A 24,537-nucleotide genomic window follows, 5' to 3' on the forward strand; every position below is an offset into this window, starting at 1 on the left:
GCCGCTGACGACGATAATGGCGAAAAATAACAGGGAGATGAAAGCGAGAGAAACAATGCTCCCTGGCGGGAGCATTGGGGGATGAGGCTTACTGTCTGATCAGGCGGCCGAGCGTCGGCGCCGTTTCGAAATCGCTGCGGAAGGGGTTGATGTCCAGGCCGCCGCGGCGGGTGTAACGCGCGAACACGCTGAGTTTTTCCGGGCGGCAGCTCTGCTTGATGTCGTTGAAAATGCGCTCGACGCACTGCTCGTGGAATTCGTTGTGCTGGCGGAAGGAGATCAGGTAGCGCAGCAGGCTTTCGCGATCGATTTTGCGGCCTTCATAGCGGATCACCACGCTGCCCCAGTCCGGCTGGTTGGTGACCAGGCAGTTGGATTTCAGCAGATTGGAAGACAGCGTCTCCGCTACGTGCTCCCCTTGATCGGCCGCGCCGCTCAGGTATTCCGGTTTGAAGGCGAAGTCGTCGACCGCGATATCCAGATCGTCGATGTTGATGCCCGGCAGACGATCGATCTGCGCCGGATAACCTTCCAGACCCGGATAGAGCTTGACGGTGACCTGGCCATTGGCCGCCTGCGACAGATCCTTCTGCATGGCGGCGCTCACCTGTTCCACGCTGTCGAAGCGCGTTTGGTTGAAGCTGTTGAGATACAGCTTGAACGATTTCGATTCGATCAGGTTGGAAGAAGAGTGCGGGAAGGTAAATTCGCCGATGCCCACCACCGGTTTGCCCTTGCCGTTGAGCCACGACAACTCGAAGGCGGTCCACAGATCAAAGCCGCTGAACGGCAGCCGCCGTTCGTCCACGCCGATCAGATCGCGGCCGCGTGCGCGCGGCAAGGCTTCGAGCAATGCGGGAGCATATTGGTCCGGATAATCGGAGTTCGCGCCAAGATGGGTGATCTTATCTTGCTTTTGGATATGCATATTCATTGCCCTTTGCTTGTTCGGTATTGATGTAGCGGTTAAACAGACTGCGGGTGGCGTAAATCGGCCCGACGCCCAGCAGGGCGTAAACCACCTTGATCAGGAACTGAGACAGGATCATGGTTTTGATGATGTCCCAGCTCAGCACGTTGTAGAACGCCAGCGTACAGAACACCACGCTGTCGATGGCCGATGCGATTACGGTGCTGGTGATCACGCGCACGAACAGGTAGCGGGAGTTGGTCAACTCCTTGATCTTGCAAAGCAGATAGGAGTTGACGTTCTCGGAGATCAGATAGGCCGCCGAAGAGGCCACCAGCACCGCCATGATGCTGTGCACGATGCCGTTGTAGGTCTCGCTGTACTCCCACTGTGGAATGCTCGGCACCAGCGTCGTCACCCAGACGCCGAGAACGAAGGTCAGGTTGGCGATGAACGAGATGATGATGGTGCGTCTGGCCAGCCGCAACCCATAGAACTCGTTGAGAATGTCCACCAGAATGAACGTGAGCGGATAGATGAAGATCGCCGGCGGCGTGATGAGATTCAGCACCGGAATTTGGATCGGCTTGACGCCGCACAGCGTCGAGAAGATATAAATCACGCTGAGCGCCACGGTAATAATCAGGTAGGCGTACCAGGAACGTTCATGGCGATCGCTGAGCTCATAGGCGGTTTTTTGTTGATTGTCGCCGTAGAGTTTACGGTACAGCGCCTGCAGCTCGTGCCGGCTCAGATCTTCCGATATTTCGCTGTCGGCCAGCTCATTGAGCCCCATGGTAATGGTTTTGCCGGTGGCCAATACCATGACATTGGCCGCGATGGTGCCATGTCGGGTGAAGCCCAACAGCTTGAACTTCTGATTCGGTTCCATTTATAACCTTTCTCCAACGATATAACCCAGGAATTGCACCGTCTCCTGAAGGCGTTTGTCCATGCTTTCGCTGTCTTTGTCGTCAACCACAAAGAAGCCGCTTTTTCCCGAGTGATACAGCAAAGGTGAATCGCAAATCAGTACCGGCGGACGTTTGATGATAATGACTTCGCCCGGAATGAATGACCCTTTAATTTCGGTCTCTATTTTCATTGCCAACATGTTCGACTCATCGCCGAAGAAATAAGTCAAAGGAAACTCGGTGACCAGCTGCCCGATCTTGCGCTGCGAGACGGCCAGATAGCGCGACTGCGGGATCACCGGAATGGCGGAAGGGTTCTTGTTGCCTTCGGTGGACAACGTTTCGTTGAGCAGCTCCAGTTTTTCCAGATCGTAGTCTTCGATCTCTTCACAGGAGACACCGAAAAAATCTGAAATCCGATTAACGGTGGATTGCTGAACGTTGTTCACTCTTCCATCAAGAATTTTGTATAGGGTAGTGCGCGTCAGGCCGCTGCGGTTGGAAAAGGAAGCCTTGGTTTCACCGCGGGTACGCATTAGATATTCAATATTTTTAATGATGTTGATTTTGCGCTGTGCGTTGGGGGTTTTCATAGGCTGTCCTTACAAACATTACGCTGGCTTCACTATATCTTACGCGTTGGCGTTGTCCAGATAAAAAGGCGCAGGGAATAGGATAACAGACTGATTATTTTCGTTAATTATTGCTTTCTGTCAGCGGCTTGGCGGGGGGCGGGCGACGTGGATGCGGAAGGCGGTTTGGGGAAATGATAAAGCTGTGCAAATCAATTGATTAGCTTTTGCTTATGGAAAAGTGAACACAAAAGCCAATTTTATGTTCACTTTTATGTTGACCAAAGGCGATTTCATGGGCTACTGTTCATGCAAGCTGAAGTTTTTCTTTACGATCAAAACACTGAAGCTAACGACTTTTATAATAAAAAGCTCAGAGGGGGATGTTCCCGCACTCTGAGCATAATGGATAGCTTGCTACCGACACCAGGGACCCTCATCACCACGGCCGTTTGTCTGCGCGATCGGCCTATTCCTTTGCGCTGAACTCCGCATTTTGCGAGCAATAAAACACTCCCCCGTCATCGGAGGAGTGCGTTAACGCCTGTGCGAAAATCAGAGCGACTTCTGCGAGGCCAGGGGTTTTTGCGCCCGACTGAAGGCCAGCTTGAGCACCCAATACAGCAGGCTGGCGGCCACCAGTGAGTTGATGGTCGGTACGCCCCATTCGGTCGCCAGGCCAACGGCGCCGCCGGCGATGCTGGCGACGATCGCCGCCCAGCCGATGGTTGGGGTTTCGTTCGGCAACTGGCCCGTACGGCGGCTCTCGTCCAGGATTTTGCGGTGGCTGCGCAGCAGGTAATAGTCCACCAGCATGATGCCGATAATGGGCGGGAAGACCACGCCAAGCACCGTCAGGAAGTCGACGAAGCGGTCGAGAATGCCCAGCACCGACAGCGTGGTGCCCAGAATACCGATCGCCAACGTGGTGTAGGTGTACTTCAGCTTTTTGCCGGTGATGCCTTCCACCGCGTTGACGATGCCCAGCGAAGAGGAGTACAGGTTGAGATCGTTGACGCGCAGGGTGGAAAACACCACCACCAGCAAACCGGCGCCGCCGGCCGCTTGCGACATGATGGTGACCACATCCGCAGTGCCCAGGGTTTTGGCGATCAGGATAGCCAGGCCATTCACCACGAACTCGCCGGCGACGATGGTGAAGATCGTAACGCCGAGCACGTGTTTGCCGTTTTTGGAGTAACGGGTCAGATCGGGCGTCATCAGGCTGGCCACGATGGCGCCGCCGACGACGATGGTGATGCCGGCGCTGATGGTCAATGGTTCACCCGGCGGCGCCAGCTGGATGATCTCCTGCAGGTTATGGCCGGAAAGCGCGGTCACTGAAATATAGGCCACCAGCATAATGAACATCGGCACCGCGATACGGGCGGCGATGCGCAACGCCTTGAAGCCGAATGCCACCAGGATGGTCAACAGCGTGCCCGAGAGCCCGGCGGCCAGGCCAAAGCCCAGCTTATTGCCGAGCGCGAAATCGAGCGACTTGGCGAAAATGGCGTTTTGAATGCCGAACCAACCCAGCAGGCTGACGGCCACGACCACGCCGATCAGCACCGAGCCCAGGCGGCCAAAGCCGCACCAGCGCGCCAGCAGGCTGCCGGAAATCCCTTCGCGCATGCCCGCCATCCCAAGCCCATAGGTCACCACGCCGAAGATCAGGCTGCCGACGAAAATGGCGGTGAAGGCGTCAATCAACGTCATGGAGTTGCCGAGCACGGCGCCGAGCATGAACTGGTCCAGCGCGGTCAGCATGCCCATATGCACGATGGCCACGCTTAAAAACGAGACTCTTTTATCCTGCGGCACCCGGGTGAGCGGATAATCTTCGATCTTTATCACGGTGAGATCTTCCTTGCGGTTCAAATAAACTGAATGCCCTTGGTTATCAGGCGATCGGGAATGTAGTTATCCAGGTTGGCGTATTTGCAATACTCCTCAAACTGTTGCTGAGTATGCACGTTGGCCTTCTGGTAAATATTATAAATGCGGTTTTCGATGGTCTTATTGCTGACGTTATAGATTTTGGCGATCTCTTTCACCGTAAATCGCTGCAGCATAAGGAAAATGACATCGAGCTCGGCGCGGGTGAACAGCTCGTTGTTAACTTCGGTGGTCAAGATGCTGGGTTTTTGCTGATTGATGTATTTCAGCGGCGACAGGCTGTTCATCGGCTTGGCGTTCCAGATCACGCCGATCACCTGTTTGTCATCGTTGTAGACCGGCAGCTTTTCGCTGATAAACGGCGTCAGGCTGTCTTTGCCATACCAGTAGTGCGTCTCGATGACCGTGACCCGATCGCGCGCCGCTTCGGTCATCTTGTCATGCTCGATAAAGTCGGCGGCGGAATCGGCCCAGTCGGCGGGGAATTCGTGGTCATATTTTCCGGCGACGTCGAAATTCAGCGGCGTATTGGTATAGAGATAAGCGGCGCGGTTCATATAGAGGTGGCGGGACAGCTGGTCTTTGATGCCCCAGGGCTCGCTCAGGTGCTCCATCATGGTGATGAGGCCCTTGAAATAAGATTCATTATTTTTATGCGATGAACCCATACCCACCTCTGCGCCGCTCAGGCCGCGTTACAGGCTTTTAGCCAGGTAATGGCGGGTATGGCGATGCGCATAGTCACCCAGCTCGCCATAGACCCGGTAGCCCAGTTTTTCGTAGAAGCCTCTGGCCTGGAAATCGAAGGTATCGACGTAGGCCATATGGCAACCGCGCTTGCGGGCTTCTTCTTCGGCTAGCTGCATCAGTTGGCGACCGTAACCGCTTTTGCGGCATTGATCGCCGACCCAAAGATACTGTACTTCCAGGCCGCCCCACCAGGTACGTGCGACCAGACCGCCGACGATCTGCTGGTTGTCGTCGGTGACGGTCAGGAACAGCGGGTGAATGTCTACGGGCTGGGTTTTATGGTTGTGCGCCCAGAGGCTGTCGATAACGAACTCTTCATCCTGCGGGTTGGGTTTGTCGGTGATATTAATATTCATTTTTAATATAATTCCCTGATTTAATTATTCAAATCTGAACTAGACGCTTTCGCCCCAACCGCTTCTATTATCACTTTTATTAATGTATTTCAAGGGTGGTTTTCACCCTTTTCCGCCGTGCAGGCGGGCGCTTATAGTAAGCATCACAGGGTGAAGAAAATAGCGAAACAGGCAGTATTAAAACGCTGAAATGCCCTGCCAACACCATCTTTTCCTACTTGCGCCTCACCAGGGCCCCACCGGGAAAACTGCAGTACTGTACGGCTCCACCGGATAGAGCAAGCTAACTTGCCGACGGGGGAGCCACTTTGTTTTTGCGCATCCGTTCCGCGATGACTGCGCGCTGTCTCAGATATTAAACGCTCTTCTTATCAGAAGATATGAGCCGCCGATGAAAATGCGGTCGATACCCTCCTTTAGTCTTCATATGCCACGCTGCTCAGTGCCGGCTCGATGGCGGCACCCAGCATGGCGCCGTGTCCCAAGTCGGGCCACTCCCGATAGCCGACGGTAAGACCGTCGAGCTTTGCCAGGCGTTCCGCCAGCATTTGCGCCGCGTTCGCCGGCAGTGCAGGGCTCTTCACGCCGGGCGGGGCCGCGCGCTCGCGCTCCGCCAGACCCACCCACAACTGCAGCCTTGCCGCCGGCGTCGGATGCCGTTCCGCCCACTGCTGCGCCTCTTGCAGGATCATGCCGTTGCCCCACCACAGCGAGGGTTCCACGGCGATATAATGCTGGAAGGCGGCGGGATGGGCGAATAACGTATGCAGAACGAAGAGCCCGCCGTAGGAATGGCCCCACAGCGTTTGCCGCTGCTGATCGACCGCCAGTTTGGCGGCGATCGCCGGTTTGATCCGCGTTTCCATCAATTGCAGGAAGGCCTCCGCGCCCCCGCCCGCCTGCGGCGGTTTCTTCATGCCCGTCGGCAGAGGCAGCGTATAGTCGTAGGCGCGGCCGGCGGCATCGATGCGCAGATCGTTGTCATAGCCGATCATCACCAGCACCGGTGGCCGCTTCGCCGTCGCCAATCTGGCCAGTAAGCTGGCGTTCAGCTCCATCAGCACCGCATTGCCGTCGAGGAAATAAATCGTCGGATAACCGTCAGGAGCAGGCGCCCGACGCGGCTGGGCGATACGGACGCGGTAACGCCGTTGACCATCGGCGGAGGTGAAGCGCAGATCGCTGAAGCGGTAATCCGCAGAGTCGCTATCGGCGACGGTCACGCCGATCCTGCGTTCCAGATCGGGCCTGGCCTGCACGGCCCCCGGCAACCAAAAGCCGATGGCGAGCGCCAGAAGCGTGCAGATAAAATGCCGGTGAGACAATAACATGCGGGTCAGCGTCCTCGAAAAAGGCCGATATTAGCATCGGTACGCGCCCAGTAAAAACCTCTCCTTCGGGCGGGTATTTCAGTGGCGAAGTGCGGCCGGGGTCAGGCGGTGGCTGCCTGATGCTTCGCAGGGTTAATAGCAACTCATTGTTATTATTGGCAAGTCAGGAATAAGAAGGGTTACGATTAATTAGAAATGATTATGTTTTTTTGAGGGGGTAATCTGCTGATGGGTGCAAAAACACTCAATCATCAATGGGTGTTAGCGAAAAAAAAGCCCTATAAAATAGGGCAAAGACACACAACAACACCAGGGAAACTTTCCGGTATCTTATATTATAGCTTCCTATACATATAGAACATTTTATTATAAATATGTAAACGATTCTTATTAATGTTCTAATGCCATTGTTTTTCAAGGGGTTATGTCGCCCAAGGGGGAACGTTCCCGATGGCGGTGCAAGCCACTCCGCAGTGGATTAAGCGCAGGTGGCGGGGCGGTGCCGGCCCGCCGCCCCACAGTGAGATGCCGGCGGGCGGCCTGCGAAAACGCCGGCCGGTATCTCCTGTTTGATGGATGCGCAGGGGAATTGCGCCGCCTTTTGTTGATGATAATCAGTGCTGTTGCAGCGTCAGCATCTTGCCAAGCAAAACATCGGTCGGTGGCAGAATATCCGTATCCAGCCCGGCCGAGGGGGTAAAGGTCAGCTCACCGAAAATGATTTGGCCCTGAGAGATGTAGAAATCAACGCGCACGAACTCGAAGGGCGCTGACAAACGAGCGGCATACTCAAACAGCTCATCGTATCCCTCCGGTTTCACGAAGGCATCTATCTCCTCCTGGCTCAACGCCAGGCAGTCCTCGCTATAGCAAAGGAACTTGAAATCTTTGTCGAAGAAGTAATATTTCGGCGTCCCGGTATCCCTGCCGACGCACAGCAAGGTGCAGTATGGCACGCCGCGAAAACAATAAATTTTGTAGTCTTCAGGCCCGTGACCATTGGCCGATTCGATATACTTTTCTCCAATGATCTTTTTTTGTATCCCTTTGTAGTTGAGTTCTACATAGGTTTTCCAGTAATCGTCTTTCATCCAGCCATCGATCAGCTGGGAGGCGCTTTTAATGTTCAACGATTGTTTATTCTGGCAAATTAAATTATATCCTGAGCCGTGATTCCCCTTGATGACAAATTTCTCAGGCAGCGTTTCCCATGGGATCTCCTGTACCGAATCACAGGCAAAGTACAGCTCATTTAGGATCTCTTCACATCCTTTTGCCTTGATGTACTCTCTAACCGCATATTTATCTGCGCATTGAGTGACTAAGGCATTTTTACTGTAGTCATTCAACTTAAGGTGATTGATTTTTTCATTCCAGGTCGATGGCGCCTGCAAGTTCAGCGGTTTGCCAAATGCTCTTTTGTAGATCAATCTGGCCTTGAATTCGGGGGCCAATACGGCCAACTGATTCATAATGAACTTGTTTATTTGTCTTTTCATATACGTAATTCCATCAAAGCATAGTGACAATGATTAAGACGTTCTTGTATTTAAAACGCGGGTGGCGCGCCTTCACTGCGCCATTGAATGGCTGTCGGCGTTGTTCCCAAATCAAATGGCTGGTGGTCTAACGCCCGATTAAGAATGCGGGCCGAACGCCACGCCATCAGGCTCAGCTGAGGATCGGCAATGCCGTGATTATGCATACTGGCGTTCATCGCAAATAAGCAGTTCTCCGCCGGGCCTTCCCACTCAAAGGTAAAGTCCGGGGCTATGCGGTACTCGCCGTCCGCCGTGGTCAACAGTCGGTGGGCCAGAGGCGCAAGGAACTCAGGCGTCGCCGATTGATAACCGGTAGCAAAGATCACCACGTCCGCCTTGAAGATTTCCTCGCCGTGATCGAGATGATGACGCGTTTCGAGTTGGTAGGCGTTATCCAGCGTGTGTTTTACGGCCGTCAGCGAACGGCTGGGCAGCAGGCGCACCCATAATTTCTCGCGCAGTACGTCGAAGCGGTGGTACATGGCGCGATAGATGGCCAGCAGCGACTCGCTGGTGATGCCGTCTGAGGTCATCTTTTGTTCGGCCAGCATATGCCGCTTGGCCGCGCTGTCCAGTGAGTAGAAACTCTCGACGTAATCTGGCGTGAAATATTCATTGGCAAAGGCCGCCTCATCAAGCGCGTTGTAATTGTTGCGCCGCGATATCCAGTCGAGTTGTTCCGGCTGCCCCCATTCCCCTTTAAAAATATTCAGGAACAGATCGGCGCCGCTCTGGCCGCCGCCGACGATCGCCACGCGTTTGCCTGCCAGATTAGGGTTGCGCAGCATCATTTCGCTGGCGTGGAAACAGCGATCGTTTTGCGCCGTCACGCAGTCCGGTAACTTTATTTTCTTGCCAATACCGATACTTACGTGTCTGGCGTGGAAGACCTCCCGTGAGGTGGTCACCACGAACTGGCGTTGCCGATCGTCAAACTCGACTCGCTGAACGTCTTGATTGAACGCCAACGATCCCATCCCGCTTGCGGCCCAGGTGAGGTAATCGGCGAACTCTTCACGCGATGCGGTACGCTGTTCGGTCGTCAGGAAACGGTAGAATTTTCGGTTTTTTACCAGATAGTTGAGAAAGCTGTAGGGATTGGTTGGGGCAACCGCGCTCACCAAATCCTTTAAAAAGTTGGTTTGCATGTTGCAGTCAGCCAAAATCATGCCCGGGTGCCAGGAGAAATGAGGTTTACGCTCAAGGAATTGCCCCGTAAATCCCTCGATTTCGCTCCCTAAGGCCGCCAGGCTAAGATTCGACGGGCCAAGGCCAATGCCGATGATATCGAAACGCTGATTCATTAATAAGCTCCAGTATAATGAGAATAATACCCAGAAATACGGCTGCAAAGGGGTTGGCTTATAGCAACCAGGCTGCCTTTTTCTTATAAGTAAACGACATGAATTAAAAATAATTAAAAGATATGCGGGTTAAAAATGCGTCATTTTTAAATGCCCGTTTAGAATTCGGTAGCACATCAGGTAAAGGCTACGGGTGTATTTCTTTCCATGAAAGTCCCTGCGAAAGCTTGCGTATGTGTTTAATTAATATTCTTAAGCAATAATCTTAGAAACCGCGTTCATCATTCCATGTAAACGACACTCCGCAAAGAGGATAAGCCGCATGGGATTGGCATCGACTATTGACTGTTAACGTGTATACGCCGTTCTGCGTTCGGCTTGTGTTTCTTGAATCAGGTATTCGCTGCTTAGAATAGCGTTAAAAGGGAGTCTGGGAAGGTGAAATAACATGATATTAGGCGTTGAGCGCTTTTTGAAAAGATGAAATTAAAGTGAAATTATGAAATCAGGCCGTTTTGATGGTATTTTTATCATTATATTCAATGTGTTATTATCTTTTGGATGCGAGAGCTATTGCGTCTTGGCGGCATGGGGGTATCCGCTTTCACATCGGCCAATGCGCCCAGTTTCGTTGTTTGCGGGCCTGTATGGCGGGAAATTATCCCTATATGCATTAATTTCAATGAGTGAATGTTCATGTTATATACAGAGGCACCTGTTGACGTTGGAAAAGCGCCAATTAAAAACCGATTGGCCGACAGTTTGACGTTTAGGTTCGTTTAGGTTCAGCGACGGCGTGACGTGCAAGGATATCCGTGTGCCGCCGGAACTTGCCTGAATGTAGCCGCCATGATATCAACCCGGTTTGAATTGTTTTGGCGTTTCTCTTTTATAATTCCTTTGCCGCTGATGATGATTCTCATTACCTGAGCGTTAAACGCCATGGGAATGGGGTAAAGTATGGCGCTCGTGGGCAAGAGAATCGACGTTGGCGCTGCGACAAACGGATTGCCGCAGCAATAATTTACTCGTGGATAAATTTAACGTCAGTTGGCGTACCTATCTGGACGCTCACGCCGTTGCCATATAATTCGCCGGTATCCAGATCGCGTTGTAATACGGTAACGTTATTACTAAACACATTGGCGACTAGCAGAAACTTTCCGCTTTTATCGAAGGCGAAAGCGCGCGGTTCGATTCCGCCGGAAAGCGTGCGGCCAATCAGCGTGAGTTTGCCATTCTCCGGGTTAATTTTATAACCCACGATTTCGTTGGTTTTTTGGCGATTGCTCGCATAGAGGTATTTTCCGTCAGGGGAAAACGCCAGCCCGCCGCCGCCCTTTGCATCCGCGCGGGTGCTTTCCGTCAGCGCTAATGTCTGGATGTTCTCCAACCGATCGTTATTAATCTGGTAGGCAAAAATATTCGCTGACATTTCGCTGATCACGTAGGCGAATCTGCCATTTGCGGAAAAGATCATATGTCGCGGGCCGGTGCCCGGCGGAAACGACAAATCGTAATCCGGCGCGAGCCTGAACGGCGCGGCCTTATTTGCCGCGTCGTAGAAGAAGGCATGAATGATGTCGCCGCCTAAATCGGCGGCGTACATCATGCGCCCATCGGGGGTGAAGTTGACGGAGTGAATATGGGCGCTGGCTTGCCGCTCGGCAACGGCCTCTGAGCCCTTGGTGAAGGGAAAGCGCTGCAGCACCTCGCCGAGTTCACCGTTCTGGAGAATGGGGGCCACGATGACGCTGGCATGCCCGGGGGCGTTGGAGTAATTGGCGGCCAATAAGTAGCGCCCGTCTGGACTGATGGCGGCATGCGTCGGCTCTTGTCCCTGCGAGTCGATGCCGCTGATGCGTTGCGGGTCGCCGCCTTTGCCGAGCCTGAGCGTGCTGATTTGGCCTTGCTGAGTTTCATTGGTGGTATAGGCAAATTGGCGATTTTTGCTCAGAACTATCCAGGAAGGGCTGTCCATTTTTATGCGATTCAATGGCAGCAGGCTGCCGTCTTCGTTGAGCGCCAACCGATACATCCCCTGGCTGGGATAAACGGGCGGCTGAACCCGATCGCCGTCTCTTTCCCCTGTCCAGGTGCCAATCAAAACGATTTGCGCGGTGCTGCCCGGCTGCGGCTGCGGGGGAGCGGCCTGGGTGATCCAGGCCGGCAATAATAAAGACAGAAAGGAAAACTTGGCGATGCTGGGGAACGTTGCGTTTTTCATGGTCGGGCTCCTGGCGTGATTGACTGTGTTTTGTGACCGAGGTGAACGGTGTACAGGGTTTATCGTCGTAGCGAGGCACCGCCCAGAATGAACAGGCAGACATAACCAAAATAGTGCAAAACGCCGGCGAGGCCTATTTTTAGCACATCATTGGCGTATGGCATCAGAGCCTTGCGCGCCGGCAGATAAGCTCCCTGCGGCCGCCAGCGTAGGGAGCTTTAATTGGCGTGAATCACGCGCCGCGGCGTTTGCGCACCCGCCACGCGATGGCCGCCAGTAGCGCCAGCGCGCCGCCGCCCAACCCCGGTGCCATATAGGGCTGCATCTCGGCCAGCAAGGGCGCCGGGCCCCCTCGTCTGAGGATCGCAACGTCTTCGGCGGTGACGTGCGCCGCGGGGTTGCCGTAATGTTGCAAGACATAGTTGCCGATCGCCGCAATCTGTTGGTCGTTCAAGGGATTGACATAGGATTGCGGGCCGAAATTCGGCATCAGGATATGTTGATCCCCGACGCGGCGCTCGACGCCGAACAAAATGGCCGAGATCAGATTGGAGGGATTGCGCGAGCCCGTCGCCGTGTTGTTGAACAGCGATGGATAGGCCTGGTTTTGACTGCCGCTGCCGTCGGGTTGGTGGCAGCTGGCGCAGTTGCCGCTAAACAAGGCGGCGCCGTCAATCACCGTCTCGTTGGCAGTCGGCGGATGCGCGCCGCGCAGCTCGGGTTCAACGTTGAACGGCTTGCCAAAGCTGTCTGCCGGCCGCGTATCGCGTCGATCTCTGATCGGCGGACTGTTTTTCAGGTAAGCGGCAATCGCGGCCAGATCGTCGTCCGACAAATATTGCAGGCTGTTTTCTATCGCTTCCGCCATGCCCCCCGCCGCCTGGTTTTTTCCCGCCGCGCGCCCGGTTTTCAAATACTGGATTAGCTCAACCTGGCTCCATCCGCCAATGCCGCTGATCGGGTCGGAAGTAATATTGGGCGCATACCAACTGCCGACCATGGCGCCGGAAAGCGGTTGCCCGCTGTATTCAGCCAGTAACACGTTGCGCGGCGTATGGCAGGTATCGCAGTGTCCAGGGCCGTTGACCAGGTAGGCGCCGCGGTTCCATTGCGCATCTTCGCTGCTGTCGGCGCTGAAATGCCCCTCTTCCAGAAACAAACTGTTCCAGGCCGGCATGATAAAGCGCAGGTTAAAGGGGAAGGGCAGTTCGGTTCGCCTGTTGTGCTGAACGACGGGGGCGACGCCGTTCATAAAGTAGGCGTACAGCGCGTGAATGTCCTCGTCGTTCAATTTGACGTATGACGTATAAGGCATTGCCGGGTACAGCGGGGTGCCGTCCGCGCGAATGCCTTCACGCACGGCGCGGGCGAATTGCGCTTCGCTGTAGCGGCCAATGCCGGTTTCCTTGTCGGGGGTGATGTTGGTGGTGTAAATCACGCCTACCGGCGTGGCGATGCTGTAACCGCCGGCAAATCGCTCGCCGCCTCCCGTTTGGGTGTGGCAGGCCTGGCAGTCCGCTGCCACCGCGAGCCGCTCGCCTTTTTCAATCAGCTCGGCGCTGAAATACGGTCCTTCGTCGGCGGCGAACGCCGAGCCGCCGCCCGCCGCGAGGAGCAGCGCCAGCCAGGCTATCCTTGCAGGTTTTCTCATGATTTCACCGCCAGTTTGCGGGCAATGTCGTCCGCCGCTTTAAGGCCCAGGGCCGCCATCGTCAGCGTGCTGTTCACCACGCTGGCTGAAGGGATGGCGCCACCGCCGGGCAGCCACAGGTTCGGATGATCGTGCGCACGGCAATCGCCGTTCACCACGGAATTTTTCTCATCGTTGCCCATGATGGTGCCGCCCATAATGTGATTATTGGCATTCAGGCTGGTGGTGATGTTGAATTCATCGGCATCAAACAATTGGCCAATATGCTTGAGCTGCCGGTGCGCCGCTTCAGCCCCTTTTCGCACATAGTCCCCCACGTCATAGTAAATGTCCGGGCAAGGCAAACCGTGGGCGTCTTTGCGCGTTGCGCTCAACGTCAGACGGTTATTGGGATCGGGCAGCGGTTCCAGACTGATGGACAAATCGACGCCGTGCGCCGCGCGGCGGCGGATCTCGTCATCCAGCGCTTTCCCCACCAGGCCCTGCGCCAGGGCCTGACGCGTAGCCGGCAAAACGCGGTTGATGTTATTGAGGATCATCTTGTTGGCTGAGTAATGCTTGCGGAAATCCCCATCGCGCGGGCCGACCAAACAGCTGCTCTGCGCCGGGCCGCGTCCTGGCCACAGCGGCTCTTTCGCCAGGAAGGTGCAGTGAAAGCCGGAGTGATCCATCATATTGCGGCCAACCTGATCGGAGCTGTTGGCGATCCCATTCGGGTTTTGCGCATTGGCGGCCATCAACAGCAGGCGCGGGGTTTCGATGCCATTGCATGCCAGGACGAACGCGCTGGCGCTGGCTTTGTGCGACCGCTTTTGGTTGTCCAGCCAATGCACGGCGGTAACCTGATTTTGTCCATCGGTATCGATTTTGTACGCCACCGCTTCCGCCAGCACGAGCGCTCCTTTCATTTCGGCGCGTTCGATGTGATGGATGCCGTTATACATGGCGCCAATCGGGCAGATAGGTTGGCAGTTATTGTTGCCGCAGCAGGTGGGCCGCCCCTGCCATGGTCGCGTGCTGCGCCCTTGGGGGATCGGTACGGAGCGGTAACCGTGCGGGTTGACCACTTCGGCGAACCGCGTATCTCCGTGGGCCCAGGGCACCATATCCATGGGATAAGGCTTGCTGCGCGCTGAAGGCGATTGTTTGGCCGGATCGTTTGGGCCGGCGACGCCAATCGCCTCCTCCGCGCGGCAGTAGTAGGGCTCGAGATCGTCATAGGCGATGGGCCAGTCGCGGCCAACCCCGTACAGCGTTTTCATTTTGAAATCGTTTGGCAGATGGCGCCAGCAGGAGGCCGCCCAGTGCCAGGTCGTGCCGCCCACGGTGCGTAAATAGCCCTGCTTAAAGCTGTCCGCGCTTGGGCCACTTAACGCGACATAATCGTTTGGCGGAAAATAGAGCGGCGCGGTGGCGTAGGCTGATTGCGGGTACAAGCCTTGAAAATCGGAGCCCGCACGGTTATCAAACGGCATATTGCGCCAGTTTTCGACGGCCTGCGCGCGATCGATACGCAGGCCCGCCTCCAATACCAGCACGGAATAGCCTTGGCCGGCCAACTGGTCCGCCATCATGCCGCCGACGATCCCCGAGCCGACGATGACAATATCGGCCGAGGCATCGCCATCAGCCGTGAATACCGGTTTTTTCATGATTCAGCTCTCAGAGGGCAGTAAGGCGTTAACCTCAGGCGGGGCGGCGGTCCACCAAAGCGGGCCGTTGCCGCAATAGGTGGGCACAATCAAGGCGTCTTTAACCGGGCGATACATCAGGGCATCTTTATAAGCGATGAGACTGGCGTTTGCCCCCTGGCCCACGGTACCGGTATACCAGGCGGTGACGATGGCCGAGACCAATGCCGAGAGCCCCAGTTGGCCGGCGATTTGCTGAAGTTGCCGGGCGCTTTGTCCGGCCTTCACGCGTGCGCTTAATCGCTCAACCTGTGATGAGAATTGCGGGTTTGCGAGGCTCAACGCAGTGAAAATACGAGCCGAAATGCCAGGGTCAATATCCTGACGTTCTGTCAATTGCCGGGAGAGCGCGAAGAAACGGGCAAAAAGCAGGGGGTTTTGCGCGGCGGTATGCTGTTCCGCCAGCGTGAGGAATGGGGCGCCGGCCAATGCGGTGGCGACAAGCGTTGACGCCAGGCCGAGCAAGACATTTCTGCGGCTGACGCCCTTGCCATGTTGATCCGGCTGTTCGCCATTGTCTGATAAACCATATTCCATATGTTTTTTCTCAACGGGTGTTTAATGCCAGAGCCAAAAAAGGCCAAAATATCAGTGGGTGAGCAGGCTAAATTAAGCGTTCTATTACGGTGATATGACGATCTTCACCGATGTGATGTTTTAAGAACGCCTGTCGGTAAATTAGCAGCGGCAACGGACGGTATTTATCAAAAAATCACAAGGTGAGTGCCGACCGCATTTTTGGTTTATTTTTAATAACGGCAGGGGATTATGTGATGGGGCTCTGTTTAATTGATTGTTATTTAATGTTTTTATCGGTTTGTGGCTGTGGGTTTTTATCAGGCGCAGAATGAAAACATTAATGGTATCCCGTGTTTGCGTATTAATTCAAATGACGGCGAAAATAAGGAGGGTTGGGTTATGGCGCAAATGGAAATAATACAGTGCCGTAAACACAGGGCAGGGGGCGGGCATCAATTAAGACTGCGAATATAAAGGCCGAGATTTAGGTTAAAGAGATAGGAACAGGAGCACTTCTGCTCGGTATTCAAGGTCTCAGCGCTGGCGCCGCGTTGAACAGCGCTTTAGAGCTGGCCCGCAGGGTGAGGCCCTTGGCCGAATAATCGAACGCAGTTCGATGGAGAGTCCGTATCTCAGAAAGCGAAAAACCCGCCATAGGCGGGTTCTTCTAAATATGGTGCCCGGACTCGGATAACCGGCGCTGGCGCCGCGTTGAACAGCGCTTTAGCGCTGGCCCGCAGGGTGAGGCCTTTGGCCGAATAATCGAACGCAGTTCGATGGAGAGTCCTGTCCCTGCAAAGCAAAAACCCAGCCATAGGCTGGGTTCTCTGAATAGGGCGACCGGACTCGGACAACCGGCGCTGGCGCCGCGTTGAACAGCGCTTTAGCGCTGGCCCGTAGGGTGAGGCCTTTGGCCGAATAATCGAACGCAGTTCGATGGAGAGTCCGTACCCCAGAAAGCGAAAAACCCGCCATAGGCGGGTTCTTCTGAATATGGTGCCCGGACTCGGAATCGAACCAAGGACACGGGGATTTTCAATCCCCTGCTCTACCGACTGAGCTATCCGGGCAACGGGGCGCATTAAACCGTATTGGTCGGATGGCGTCAATCGCTTTCTGTCACAAAGCCGATCGGTTGCTCTATTTTCAGGCAGCGAACCCGAGGCGCTAGAGCCTGTGGCGATATCGGCACCCAATAAATATGCATAAAAAACGTGTATTTATACCACTTTATCAATGTTGTTTTTCATGTTTATTGTTAAGTAACAATAATTTATGCTTGCGTTAACGCAAGCTCAACCCAGATGATTCTCGCTTGAACCTCGTAACGAATCATGCAATCATTGCGCAAATTTTAGCACTCTCCGTTCCCTGACGGTGTTCCCGCTTCTTATAAGTCAGAGGGTTATTGGCATGACTGGTTTTGTCGCTCAAGCGCTGTCGCGCACCAGACCTCTGACGCCGCCACCGTTCCGTCTTTGCTTGCTCCGAACGCCATCCGTCCGAATACGCCTGCCGATCATGCGGTAAGGCCGCCTGATGCTCGCTGTTAGGCATGCGTAAAGCCAGCGCTGCGGCCCTGATTTTACTGATGCCTGTCGGACGCTGCCAAGACCAGTTCCCCCGATAGCTGCCTGATGGTCCCCGATCATGAGGCGGTCACGCACGCCGCTTATGCTGCCGTGCCCGGGTATCGCTTTTACCGGGATAACCGCGTTATCTCATTACCGTGCCGGTGGCACACCCTCATCCTTCACCGTTTGAGAGTCAGCATGATGAAAGAATTGAAAATCGCAACCAGCGCCAGCCTGGTCGCCACCATTGAGACGCTGCGCCAGATCGTGCGCGTAGAGCAGACGGACTACACCGACGTGGCGGCAGTGGTGGTGTCGGTCGCCGACGTGGATGCCGGCATTCTGGCGCGCTTGCAGGCGACGGGGTTCGATATTCCGACCTTCGTGGCGGTGGAAGGGGACGAGCATCTTTCCCCGGATTATCTGCCGTTTGTCAGCGGGGTCTTTGCGCTGCTGGCCGGCGCCAGCAAGCCATTCTACATGGCGCAGCTGGAGGCCGCTGCCGACGCCTACGAGCAGGCGCTGCTGCCGCCGTTCTTCAAAACGCTGAAGACCTACGTCGAGATGGAGAATTCGACCTTTGCGTGTCCAGGACATCAGGGCGGCGAGTTCTTCCGCAAGCACCCGGCCGGCCGGCAGTTTTTCGATTTCTACGGTGAAACCCTTTTCCGTTCCGACATGTGCAACGCCGACGTTAAGCTGGGCGATCTGCTGATCCACGAAGGCTCGGCCAAGGATGCGCAAAAGCATGCGGCGCGGGTGTTCAACGCTGATAAAACCTACTTCGTGCTCAACGGCACCTCGGCGGCCAACAAGGTGGTGACCAACGCGCTGCTGACCCGTGGCGATCTGGTGCTGTTCGATCGCAACAACCACAAATCCAATCACCACGGGGCGCTGATCCAGGCCGGCGCCACGCCGGTGTATCTGGAAACCGCCCGCAACCCGTTCGGCTTTATCGGCGGCATCGATGCGCGCTGCTTCGACGAGCGCTACCTGCGCGAGCAGATCCGCGAGGTGGCGCCGGAGAAGGCCACGGCGGCGCGGCCGTTCCGGCTGGCGATCATTCAGCTTGGCACCTACGACGGCACGATTTACAACGCTCGCCAGGTGATCGACACCATCGGCCACCTGTGCGATTACATCCTGTTCGACTCCGCCTGGGTGGGCTACGAAGGTTTTATCCCGATGCTGAAAGAGTGTTCGCCGTTGCTGCTGGAGCTGGACGAACACGATCCGGGCATTTTCGTCACCCAGTCGGTGCATAAACAGCAGGCGGGGTTCTCGCAGACGTCGCAGATCCATAAGAAAGACGACCATATCAAAGGGCAAAAGCGCCACTGCAACCATAAGCATCTGAACAACGCATTCATGCTGCATGCGTCGACCAGCCCGTTCTATCCGCTGTTCGCCGCGCTGGACGTCAACGCCAAGATGCACGCCGGCCCCGCCGGGCGCCGCATGTGGATGGACTGCGTCAAGCTGGGCATCGAGACGCGCAAACAGCTGCTCACGCGCTGCTCGCAGCTGAAGCCGTTTATTCCGCTGCAGGTGGCGGGCAAGGACTGGCAGGATTACGATACCGATCTGATCGCCAACGACGCGCGCTTCTTCACCTTCGTACCGGGGGAGACGTGGCACGGCTTCGAAGGTTACGCCCAGGATCAGTATTTGGTCGATCCGTGCAAGCTGCTGCTGACCACGCCGGGGATTGACGCCGCGACCGGCCAATACACCGAGTTCGGCGTGCCGGCCACCATTCTGGCCAACTTTCTGCGCGAGAACGGCATCGTGCCGGAGAAGTGCGATCTCAACTCGATCCTGTTCCTGCTTACCCCGGCGGAGAACCCGGCCAAGATGGAACAGCTGGTGGAGATGCTGGCGCAGTTCGAACGCTATGTCGAAGAGGATGCGCCGCTGAGCGTGGTGCTGCCGACGGTGTACCGCAAGAACGAGCAGCGTTACCGCGGCTACAGCATTCGCCGGCTGTGCCAGGAGATGCACGATCTGTACGTCAGCTTTGACGTTAAGCAGCTGCAAAAGGAGATGTTCCGTCAGGATCATTTCCCGCCGGTGGTGATGAACCCGCAGGACGCCAACGTGGAGTTTATCCGCGACAACGTCGAGCTGGTGCCGATCGGCCAGGCGGAAGGGCGCATCGCGGCGGAAGGGGCCCTGCCGTATCCGCCGGGCGTGCTGTGCGTGGTGCCGGGCGAAGTGTGGGGCGGCGCGGTGCAGCGCTACTTCCTGGCGCTCGAGGAGGGCATCAACCGCCTGCCGGGCTTCTCGCCGGAGCTGCAGGGGGTCTACATCGAGAAAAAAGATCACGGCTGGAAGCGCATCTTCGGCTATATGATCAAGCCATGAAAAAAGGGCCGGTTCGCACCGGCCCTTCTTCTATCCACGCGGGAAGCGCTACTTTCTGCGGTAGCTCTTCTGCGCGGTATTCACTTTCACCAGATAGCGGCGCGACTCGGCTGCCGGGTGCTTGGTGGTCAGCGTTTGGTACACGTCGCCCGGCTGCATGCCGTTGATGATGCCCACCGCGCGCGTTCTGTCGCTGGAGAACACCCGCAGCACGCTGCCGGCGCCGCCGTTGTAAGCGGTGATCACCGCATAGCGGCGCGAGGTCGGGTTCTGAATGCCGCCCAGGTAGTTGTTCTGCAGGATCGCCAGGTAGGCGGTGCCGGTATCGATGTTGTTCTCCGGATCGAACAGGTAGCTGCGGCTCGGGGTGCCCCATTTACCGCGCATCTGGAACACATCCTTACCGGCGGTGTGCTGCACCACCTGCATCAGGCCCAGCGCGTCCGAACCGCTCACCGCATACGGGTTGAAGCTCGATTCGGTCTGCATGATAGCCAGGATCAGCGACTCGTCCACGCCATATTTTTCCGACGCCTTGCGCACCATCGGCAGATATTTATGCGCACGTTTGTCCAGGTGGTTCGGCACCAGTTGGATGGTGACCGAGTAGATGACGTGCAGGCCGGAGGTGCGTTTTTGCAGCTTGGTCTGCAGCAGGTAATCGGCGAAGTGCGCCGCGCGCCATTCCCAGCGGATCGGCGCCCCTTTGTTATCCAGCACCTGGCCGTACAGGAACGGCTCTTTGCTGATCTGGATATCGTTGGCGTCGGAATAGAGGTCGATCGAACCCGGATCGTCACCCATCAGCAGCGTGCTGATGATCGCCTGGCGCAGGTGCGCGGCCGGATCGGTGGTGGCGATGGTCTCGACGGTGATGGCGCCGGTGTCGAAGTTGATGTGGCTGCGGGTTTGGTATTGGTCGGTGTACTTGACGTAGTCTTTCGGCCCGGCGATCAGAACTTCGTTCAGACCCCAGATGTTCTCGATGTTGTGAGCGAATTGGCCCATCAGAATGTCGAAGCCGTTGGTGTCTTTGATCCAGGCTTCGTTGATTTCTTCACTTTTTTTGCCGGAACAGGAGATCAGCAAAGGCGCTATTACGAGCAAAGCTAAAATTTTCTTCATCTTAAAGCCGTTTGGAAGAAGTATAAGAGGATTGAAGCGGGCCAGCGCCTGGCCCCAACAGCGTTATTCGCTCGGCGGCGTATAGCCTTCGATGTGCACGTCGTGCCCTTCGAACAGGAATTTGATCATTTCCTCTTCCAGCAGTTTGCGGTCATCCACGTTCATCATGTTCAGCTTCTTCTCGTTGATCAGCATGGTCTGCTTCTTCATCCACTCGCCCCAGGCTTCCTTGGAGATCTCGTTGTAGATGCGCTTGCCGACGTCGCCGGGATAAAGCTGGAAGTCCTGGCCTTCGGCGTCGCGTTGAAGGAAAGTACAAAAAATGGTGCGGCTCATGCTAATTCCTCATCGATGGCGCTATCGCCATATAAGTTTTGTTGGATCGGGGGCTGCTTCGCCAGCTGTTGCAACAGGCGGTCCACCGGCGCTGCCAGCCCGACCGACGGCGGCTGCGCTAAGTTATACCAGAGACCCGCGCCCTCATCCATGCCGCTGCCCGCCGCGTCGAGCGACAGCCACATCGGCACGATATCGAGATGGAAATGGCTGAACGTGTGGCGAAACGCGGTCAGCTGTTCCAGGCGCTTGCCTTTCAGACCACGCTGCTGCAGCCAGAGTTCCAAATCCACGCGCGCGCTGAACTGCGGGAAGCAGAACAGGCCGCCCCACAGGCCCACCGCCGGGCGCTGCTCCAGCCACACGCGGTCGCCGTGCTGCAGCAATAAGAAGTAGGCGGTTTTTTCCGGCAGGGTCTGCTTGGGCTTCTTGCCGGGGTAGTTGGCCCAGCTGTGGTTGGCGTAAGACAGGCAGCCGACGTTGAGCGGGCAGAGCTCACACTTGGGCTTGGAGCGGGTGCAGACCATGGCGCCCAGATCCATCATCGCCTGGTTGAACTGGCCGACGCCCTGGGCCGGGGTGACTTCTTCGCTGATTTTCCACAGCCGGTTTTCGACCTCTTTTTTGCCCGGCCAGCCTTCCACCGCGTAGCAGCGGGCCAGCACGCGCTTCACGTTGCCGTCGAGGATCGGATAGTGTTGGCCCAGCGCCAACGATAGCACCGCGCCGGCGGTGGAGCGGCCGACGCCCGGTAAATCGGCGATTTCTGCGAAGGTTGTCGGGAACTCGCCGCCGTGCTGTGCGACAATGGTCTGCGCCGCTTTGTGCAGGTTGCGGGCGCGGGCGTAATAGCCGAGGCCGGTCCACAGATGCAGCACTTCGTCCAGCGGGGCCTCCGCCAGCGCGCGCACGTTGGGAAAACGGGCCATAAAGCGCTGAAAATAAGGAATGACGGTGGCAACCTGGGTCTGTTGCAACATCACTTCGGAGAGCCATACTTGATAGGCGGTTTTCTCCAGCTGCCATGGCAGGGTTTTGCGGCCGTAGCGCTGGTACCAGTCAAGCACCACCTGTGCGAATTGTTGTGCTTGCATCATGAAGAGTCGTTATCCGGCAGAAAATGAAGCGAGATTGCAGCATAGAGTCATGATGCTGTAAACCGGAACTTTCCGACGCCGCACGGCGGGTACAGAAGATGAACACTTGCTAAACCAATGTATCTTTGCATAATGCGCGTTTCCCTAATTGGCAGCCAAACAGACAGAAAGCACTATGATTAATGACGTCATCTCCCCGGAATTTGATGAGAACGGCCGCGCGATGCGCCGTATCCGCAGTTTTGTCCGCCGCCAGGGGCGGCTGACCAAAGGCCAGCAGCACGCGCTGGAGAACTATTGGCCGGTGATGGGCGTGGAGTATCAGGCTGACGCTGTCGATCTCGCCGCGCTGTTCGGCCGCGAAGCGCCGACGGTGCTGGAGATCGGTTTTGGCATGGGCGCCTCGCTGGTGACCATGGCGGGCAACAACCCGCAGCAGAACTTTTTAGGGATCGAAGTACACTCGCCGGGCGTGGGCGCCTGCCTGGCCGACGCCCATGAGGCGAAGCTGAGCAACCTGCGCGTAATGTGCCACGATGCGGTTGAAGTGCTGGAAAACATGATCCCGGACGGCTCGCTGGACATGGTGCAGCTGTTCTTCCCCGATCCGTGGCACAAGGCGCGCCACAACAAGCGCCGCATCGTGCAAACGCCGTTTGTCGAACTGGTGCTGTGCAAGCTGAAGACCGGCGGCGTCTTCCACATGGCCACCGATTGGCAACCTTATGCGGAACATATGTTAGAGGTTATGAACGGGGTCGCAGGCTACCGTAATCTTTCCAGCGATAATGATTATGTGCCGCGTCCGGATTCGCGCCCACTGACGAAATTTGAATTACGCGGCCAGCGCCTGGGACATGGCGTTTGGGACTTGATGTTTGAGAGGAAAGAATAATGGCTAAGAACCGCAGTCGTCGTTTACGTAAAAAGTTGCACATTGAAGAATTTCAGGAGTTGGGTTTCTCCGTAGCCTGGCGCTTCGCCGAAGGCACGTCGGTGGAAGATATCGACAGCACGCTGGATACCTTCATCGATGAAGTGATCGAGCCGAACGGTCTGGCGTTTGACGGCAGCGGCTACCTGCAGTGGGAAGGTTTGATCTGCCTGCAGAAGATCGGCCACTGCACCGACGAGCATCGCGAACTGGTGAAAAACTGGCTGGAAGCGCGCAAACTGACCGACGTTAAGGTCAGCGATCTGTTCGATATCTGGTGGGATTGATCGCGCTTGCCCGATGAGCGCGGCTTCGCGCCGCTTATTTCCCCCTAAATAATTGGATTCGCATCACGGCGGCAAGAGGGTGAGTCCCCAGGAGCTTACTTCAGTAAGTGACTGGGGTGAGCGCTCGCAGCCAACACAGATGCGGATTCAAGTATGACGGGGATGGATTTAAGGTGCCTTAACGGCGCCTTTGTTTTGCCCGGAGTGTGACCGAGGTGGTAACAACATTGGATAACGCGTTGCTGGAAGAGATCCTGCAACAGGTGCGCCCGCTGATTGGCCAGGGAAAAGTGGCCGACTACATCCCGGCGTTGGCGGAAGTGCCCGCCGATCGGCTGGCGCTCGCCGTGTGTACGGTGGATGGCGAACTGTTCCAGGCCGGCGACGCCGCGGAGCGCTTCTCCATCCAGTCGATCTCCAAAGTGCTGAGTCTGACGCTGGCGCTGACGCGCTATCAGGAGCATGAGATCTGGCGGCGCGTCGGCAAAGAGCCTTCCGGCCTGCCGTTCAATTCGCTGCTGCAGCTGGAGATGGAGCAGGGCAAACCGCGCAATCCGTTTATCAACCCCGGCGCGCTGGTGGTGTGCGACATGCTGCAAACCCGGCTCAGCGCCCCCAAACAGCGCATGCTGGAGGTGGTGCGCCAGCTGGCCGGCGAAGACGACCTGGCCTATGACCTGCGGGTGGCGCGCTCCGAGTTCGAACACTCCGATCGCAATGCGGCCATCGCCTATCTGATGAAGTCGTTCGGCAACTTCGAGAACGACGTGATCACCGTGCTGCAAACCTATTTCCACTACTGTGCGCTGCGCATGAGCTGCGTGGAGCTGGCGCGCAGCTTCGTCTATCTGGCCAATCACGGCCGCGATCTCAACGGCGAGACGGTGATCAGCCCGCTGCAGGCCCGGCAGATCAACGCCCTGATGATGACCAGCGGCATGTACGACGGCGCCGGCGAATTCGCCTATCGGGTGGGGATGCCGGGCAAGTCCGGCGTGGGCGGCGGCATCGTGGCCATCGTGCCGGGCGAATTGTCGATCGTCGTCTGGTCGCCGGAGCTGGATGCTTCCGGCAACTCGCTGGCGGGAACTGCGGCGCTGGAACTGTTGTCTCAACGTATCGGTCGTTCGATTTTTTAATCCCAATCTGGAT

Annotated in this window: 20 protein-coding genes and 1 tRNA gene; 4 read left to right on the top strand and 17 right to left on the bottom strand. The window is 56.3% G+C overall.

The window, feature by feature from the left end:
* Positions 1–88: 88 nt before the first annotated feature.
* The 14 genes from queF to ACUTQY_RS18480 all read right to left on the bottom strand — a co-directional run bounded on the left by queF (position 89) and on the right by ACUTQY_RS18480 (position 16,735).
* Entirely contained in the window at positions 89–928 is an 840-nt protein-coding gene (gene queF / locus ACUTQY_RS18415; protein ID WP_046687812.1) for an NADPH-dependent 7-cyano-7-deazaguanine reductase QueF, read from the bottom strand.
* On the bottom strand, positions 906–1,802 hold the full coding sequence (locus ACUTQY_RS18420; RefSeq protein WP_033644642.1) for a queuosine precursor transporter: 897 nt from the start codon (positions 1,800–1,802) through the stop codon (positions 906–908). Before ACUTQY_RS18420 ends, queF begins: the two co-directional genes overlap by 23 nt.
* A complete protein-coding gene (locus tag ACUTQY_RS18425; protein WP_033644644.1) occupies positions 1,803–2,417 on the bottom strand; it encodes a helix-turn-helix domain-containing protein in 615 nt (204 codons plus the stop codon). It lies immediately after the preceding gene.
* Between the two features lie 534 nt (positions 2,418–2,951).
* Positions 2,952–4,253 carry a cytosine permease gene (locus ACUTQY_RS18430; protein WP_033644921.1) on the bottom strand — a complete coding sequence of 434 codons (1,302 nt, stop codon included), beginning with the start codon at positions 4,251–4,253 and terminating at the stop codon, positions 2,952–2,954.
* Positions 4,254–4,273: 20 nt separating this feature from the next.
* Positions 4,274–4,963, bottom strand: a complete 690-nt coding sequence (locus ACUTQY_RS18435) for a helix-turn-helix transcriptional regulator (protein ID WP_033644646.1) — start codon at positions 4,961–4,963, stop codon at positions 4,274–4,276.
* A gap of 27 nt (positions 4,964–4,990) precedes the next feature.
* A complete protein-coding gene (locus ACUTQY_RS18440) occupies positions 4,991–5,401 on the bottom strand; it encodes a GNAT family N-acetyltransferase (protein WP_019453029.1) in 411 nt (136 codons plus the stop codon).
* A gap of 416 nt (positions 5,402–5,817) precedes the next feature.
* Entirely contained in the window at positions 5,818–6,732 is a 915-nt protein-coding gene (locus ACUTQY_RS18445) for an alpha/beta hydrolase (protein WP_046687811.1), read from the bottom strand.
* Between the two features lie 614 nt (positions 6,733–7,346).
* Positions 7,347–8,231 carry an ATP-grasp fold amidoligase family protein gene (locus ACUTQY_RS18450; protein ID WP_033651313.1) on the bottom strand — a complete coding sequence of 295 codons (885 nt, stop codon included), beginning with the start codon at positions 8,229–8,231 and terminating at the stop codon, positions 7,347–7,349.
* A gap of 50 nt (positions 8,232–8,281) precedes the next feature.
* Positions 8,282–9,577, bottom strand: coding sequence for a lysine N(6)-hydroxylase/L-ornithine N(5)-oxygenase family protein (locus tag ACUTQY_RS18455; protein WP_042785378.1), 1,296 nt, complete (start codon positions 9,575–9,577; stop codon positions 8,282–8,284).
* A 1,024-nt stretch (positions 9,578–10,601) separates the two neighbouring features.
* On the bottom strand, positions 10,602–11,804 hold the full coding sequence (locus ACUTQY_RS18460; RefSeq protein ID WP_080273418.1) for a lactonase family protein: 1,203 nt from the start codon (positions 11,802–11,804) through the stop codon (positions 10,602–10,604).
* Positions 11,805–12,036: 232 nt separating this feature from the next.
* Entirely contained in the window at positions 12,037–13,455 is a 1,419-nt protein-coding gene (locus ACUTQY_RS18465; RefSeq protein ID WP_046687810.1) for a cytochrome c, read from the bottom strand.
* Positions 13,452–15,107 carry a GMC family oxidoreductase gene (locus tag ACUTQY_RS18470; RefSeq protein ID WP_033644658.1) on the bottom strand — a complete coding sequence of 552 codons (1,656 nt, stop codon included), beginning with the start codon at positions 15,105–15,107 and terminating at the stop codon, positions 13,452–13,454. The genes ACUTQY_RS18465 and ACUTQY_RS18470 overlap by 4 nt, the downstream gene beginning before the upstream one ends.
* A gap of 3 nt (positions 15,108–15,110) precedes the next feature.
* Positions 15,111–15,683 carry a sorbitol dehydrogenase family protein gene (locus ACUTQY_RS18475; protein WP_046687809.1) on the bottom strand — a complete coding sequence of 191 codons (573 nt, stop codon included), beginning with the start codon at positions 15,681–15,683 and terminating at the stop codon, positions 15,111–15,113.
* 976 nt (positions 15,684–16,659) lie between these two features.
* Positions 16,660–16,735, bottom strand: a tRNA-Phe gene (locus tag ACUTQY_RS18480).
* 705 nt (positions 16,736–17,440) lie between these two features.
* Between ACUTQY_RS18480 and speF the strand changes: the two genes are divergently transcribed.
* Positions 17,441–19,606, top strand: a complete 2,166-nt coding sequence (speF, locus tag ACUTQY_RS18485; protein WP_033644924.1) for an ornithine decarboxylase SpeF — start codon at positions 17,441–17,443, stop codon at positions 19,604–19,606.
* A gap of 48 nt (positions 19,607–19,654) precedes the next feature.
* On the opposite strand, the gene mltC is transcribed toward speF, so the two are convergent.
* The 3 genes from mltC to mutY all read right to left on the bottom strand — a co-directional run bounded on the left by mltC (position 19,655) and on the right by mutY (position 22,164).
* A complete protein-coding gene (gene mltC, locus ACUTQY_RS18490) occupies positions 19,655–20,731 on the bottom strand; it encodes a membrane-bound lytic murein transglycosylase MltC (RefSeq protein WP_033644661.1) in 1,077 nt (358 codons plus the stop codon).
* 63 nt (positions 20,732–20,794) lie between these two features.
* The gene (locus ACUTQY_RS18495) at positions 20,795–21,067 is read right to left on the bottom strand and encodes an oxidative damage protection protein (protein ID WP_004937404.1); all 273 of its coding nucleotides are present in this window, start codon (positions 21,065–21,067) and stop codon (positions 20,795–20,797) included.
* Positions 21,064–22,164, bottom strand: a complete 1,101-nt coding sequence (gene mutY / locus ACUTQY_RS18500) for an A/G-specific adenine glycosylase (protein ID WP_004937408.1) — start codon at positions 22,162–22,164, stop codon at positions 21,064–21,066. The genes ACUTQY_RS18495 and mutY overlap by 4 nt, the downstream gene beginning before the upstream one ends.
* 175 nt (positions 22,165–22,339) lie before the next feature.
* On the opposite strand from mutY, the gene trmB reads away from it, so the two are divergent.
* The 3 genes from trmB to glsB all read left to right on the top strand — a co-directional run bounded on the left by trmB (position 22,340) and on the right by glsB (position 24,524).
* Positions 22,340–23,059: a tRNA (guanosine(46)-N7)-methyltransferase TrmB gene (gene trmB / locus ACUTQY_RS18505; RefSeq protein ID WP_280631214.1), complete on the top strand. Its 720-nt coding sequence runs from the start codon at positions 22,340–22,342 to the stop codon at positions 23,057–23,059.
* Positions 23,059–23,385: a YggL family protein gene (locus ACUTQY_RS18510; protein WP_004937412.1), complete on the top strand. Its 327-nt coding sequence runs from the start codon at positions 23,059–23,061 to the stop codon at positions 23,383–23,385. The genes trmB and ACUTQY_RS18510 overlap by 1 nt, the downstream gene beginning before the upstream one ends.
* Before the next feature lie 215 nt (positions 23,386–23,600).
* Positions 23,601–24,524: a glutaminase B gene (gene glsB / locus ACUTQY_RS18515; RefSeq protein WP_046688541.1), complete on the top strand. Its 924-nt coding sequence runs from the start codon at positions 23,601–23,603 to the stop codon at positions 24,522–24,524.
* Positions 24,525–24,537: the final 13 nt, after the last annotated feature.

It is taken from the genome of Serratia sp. TSA_130.1, assembly GCF_052691795.1.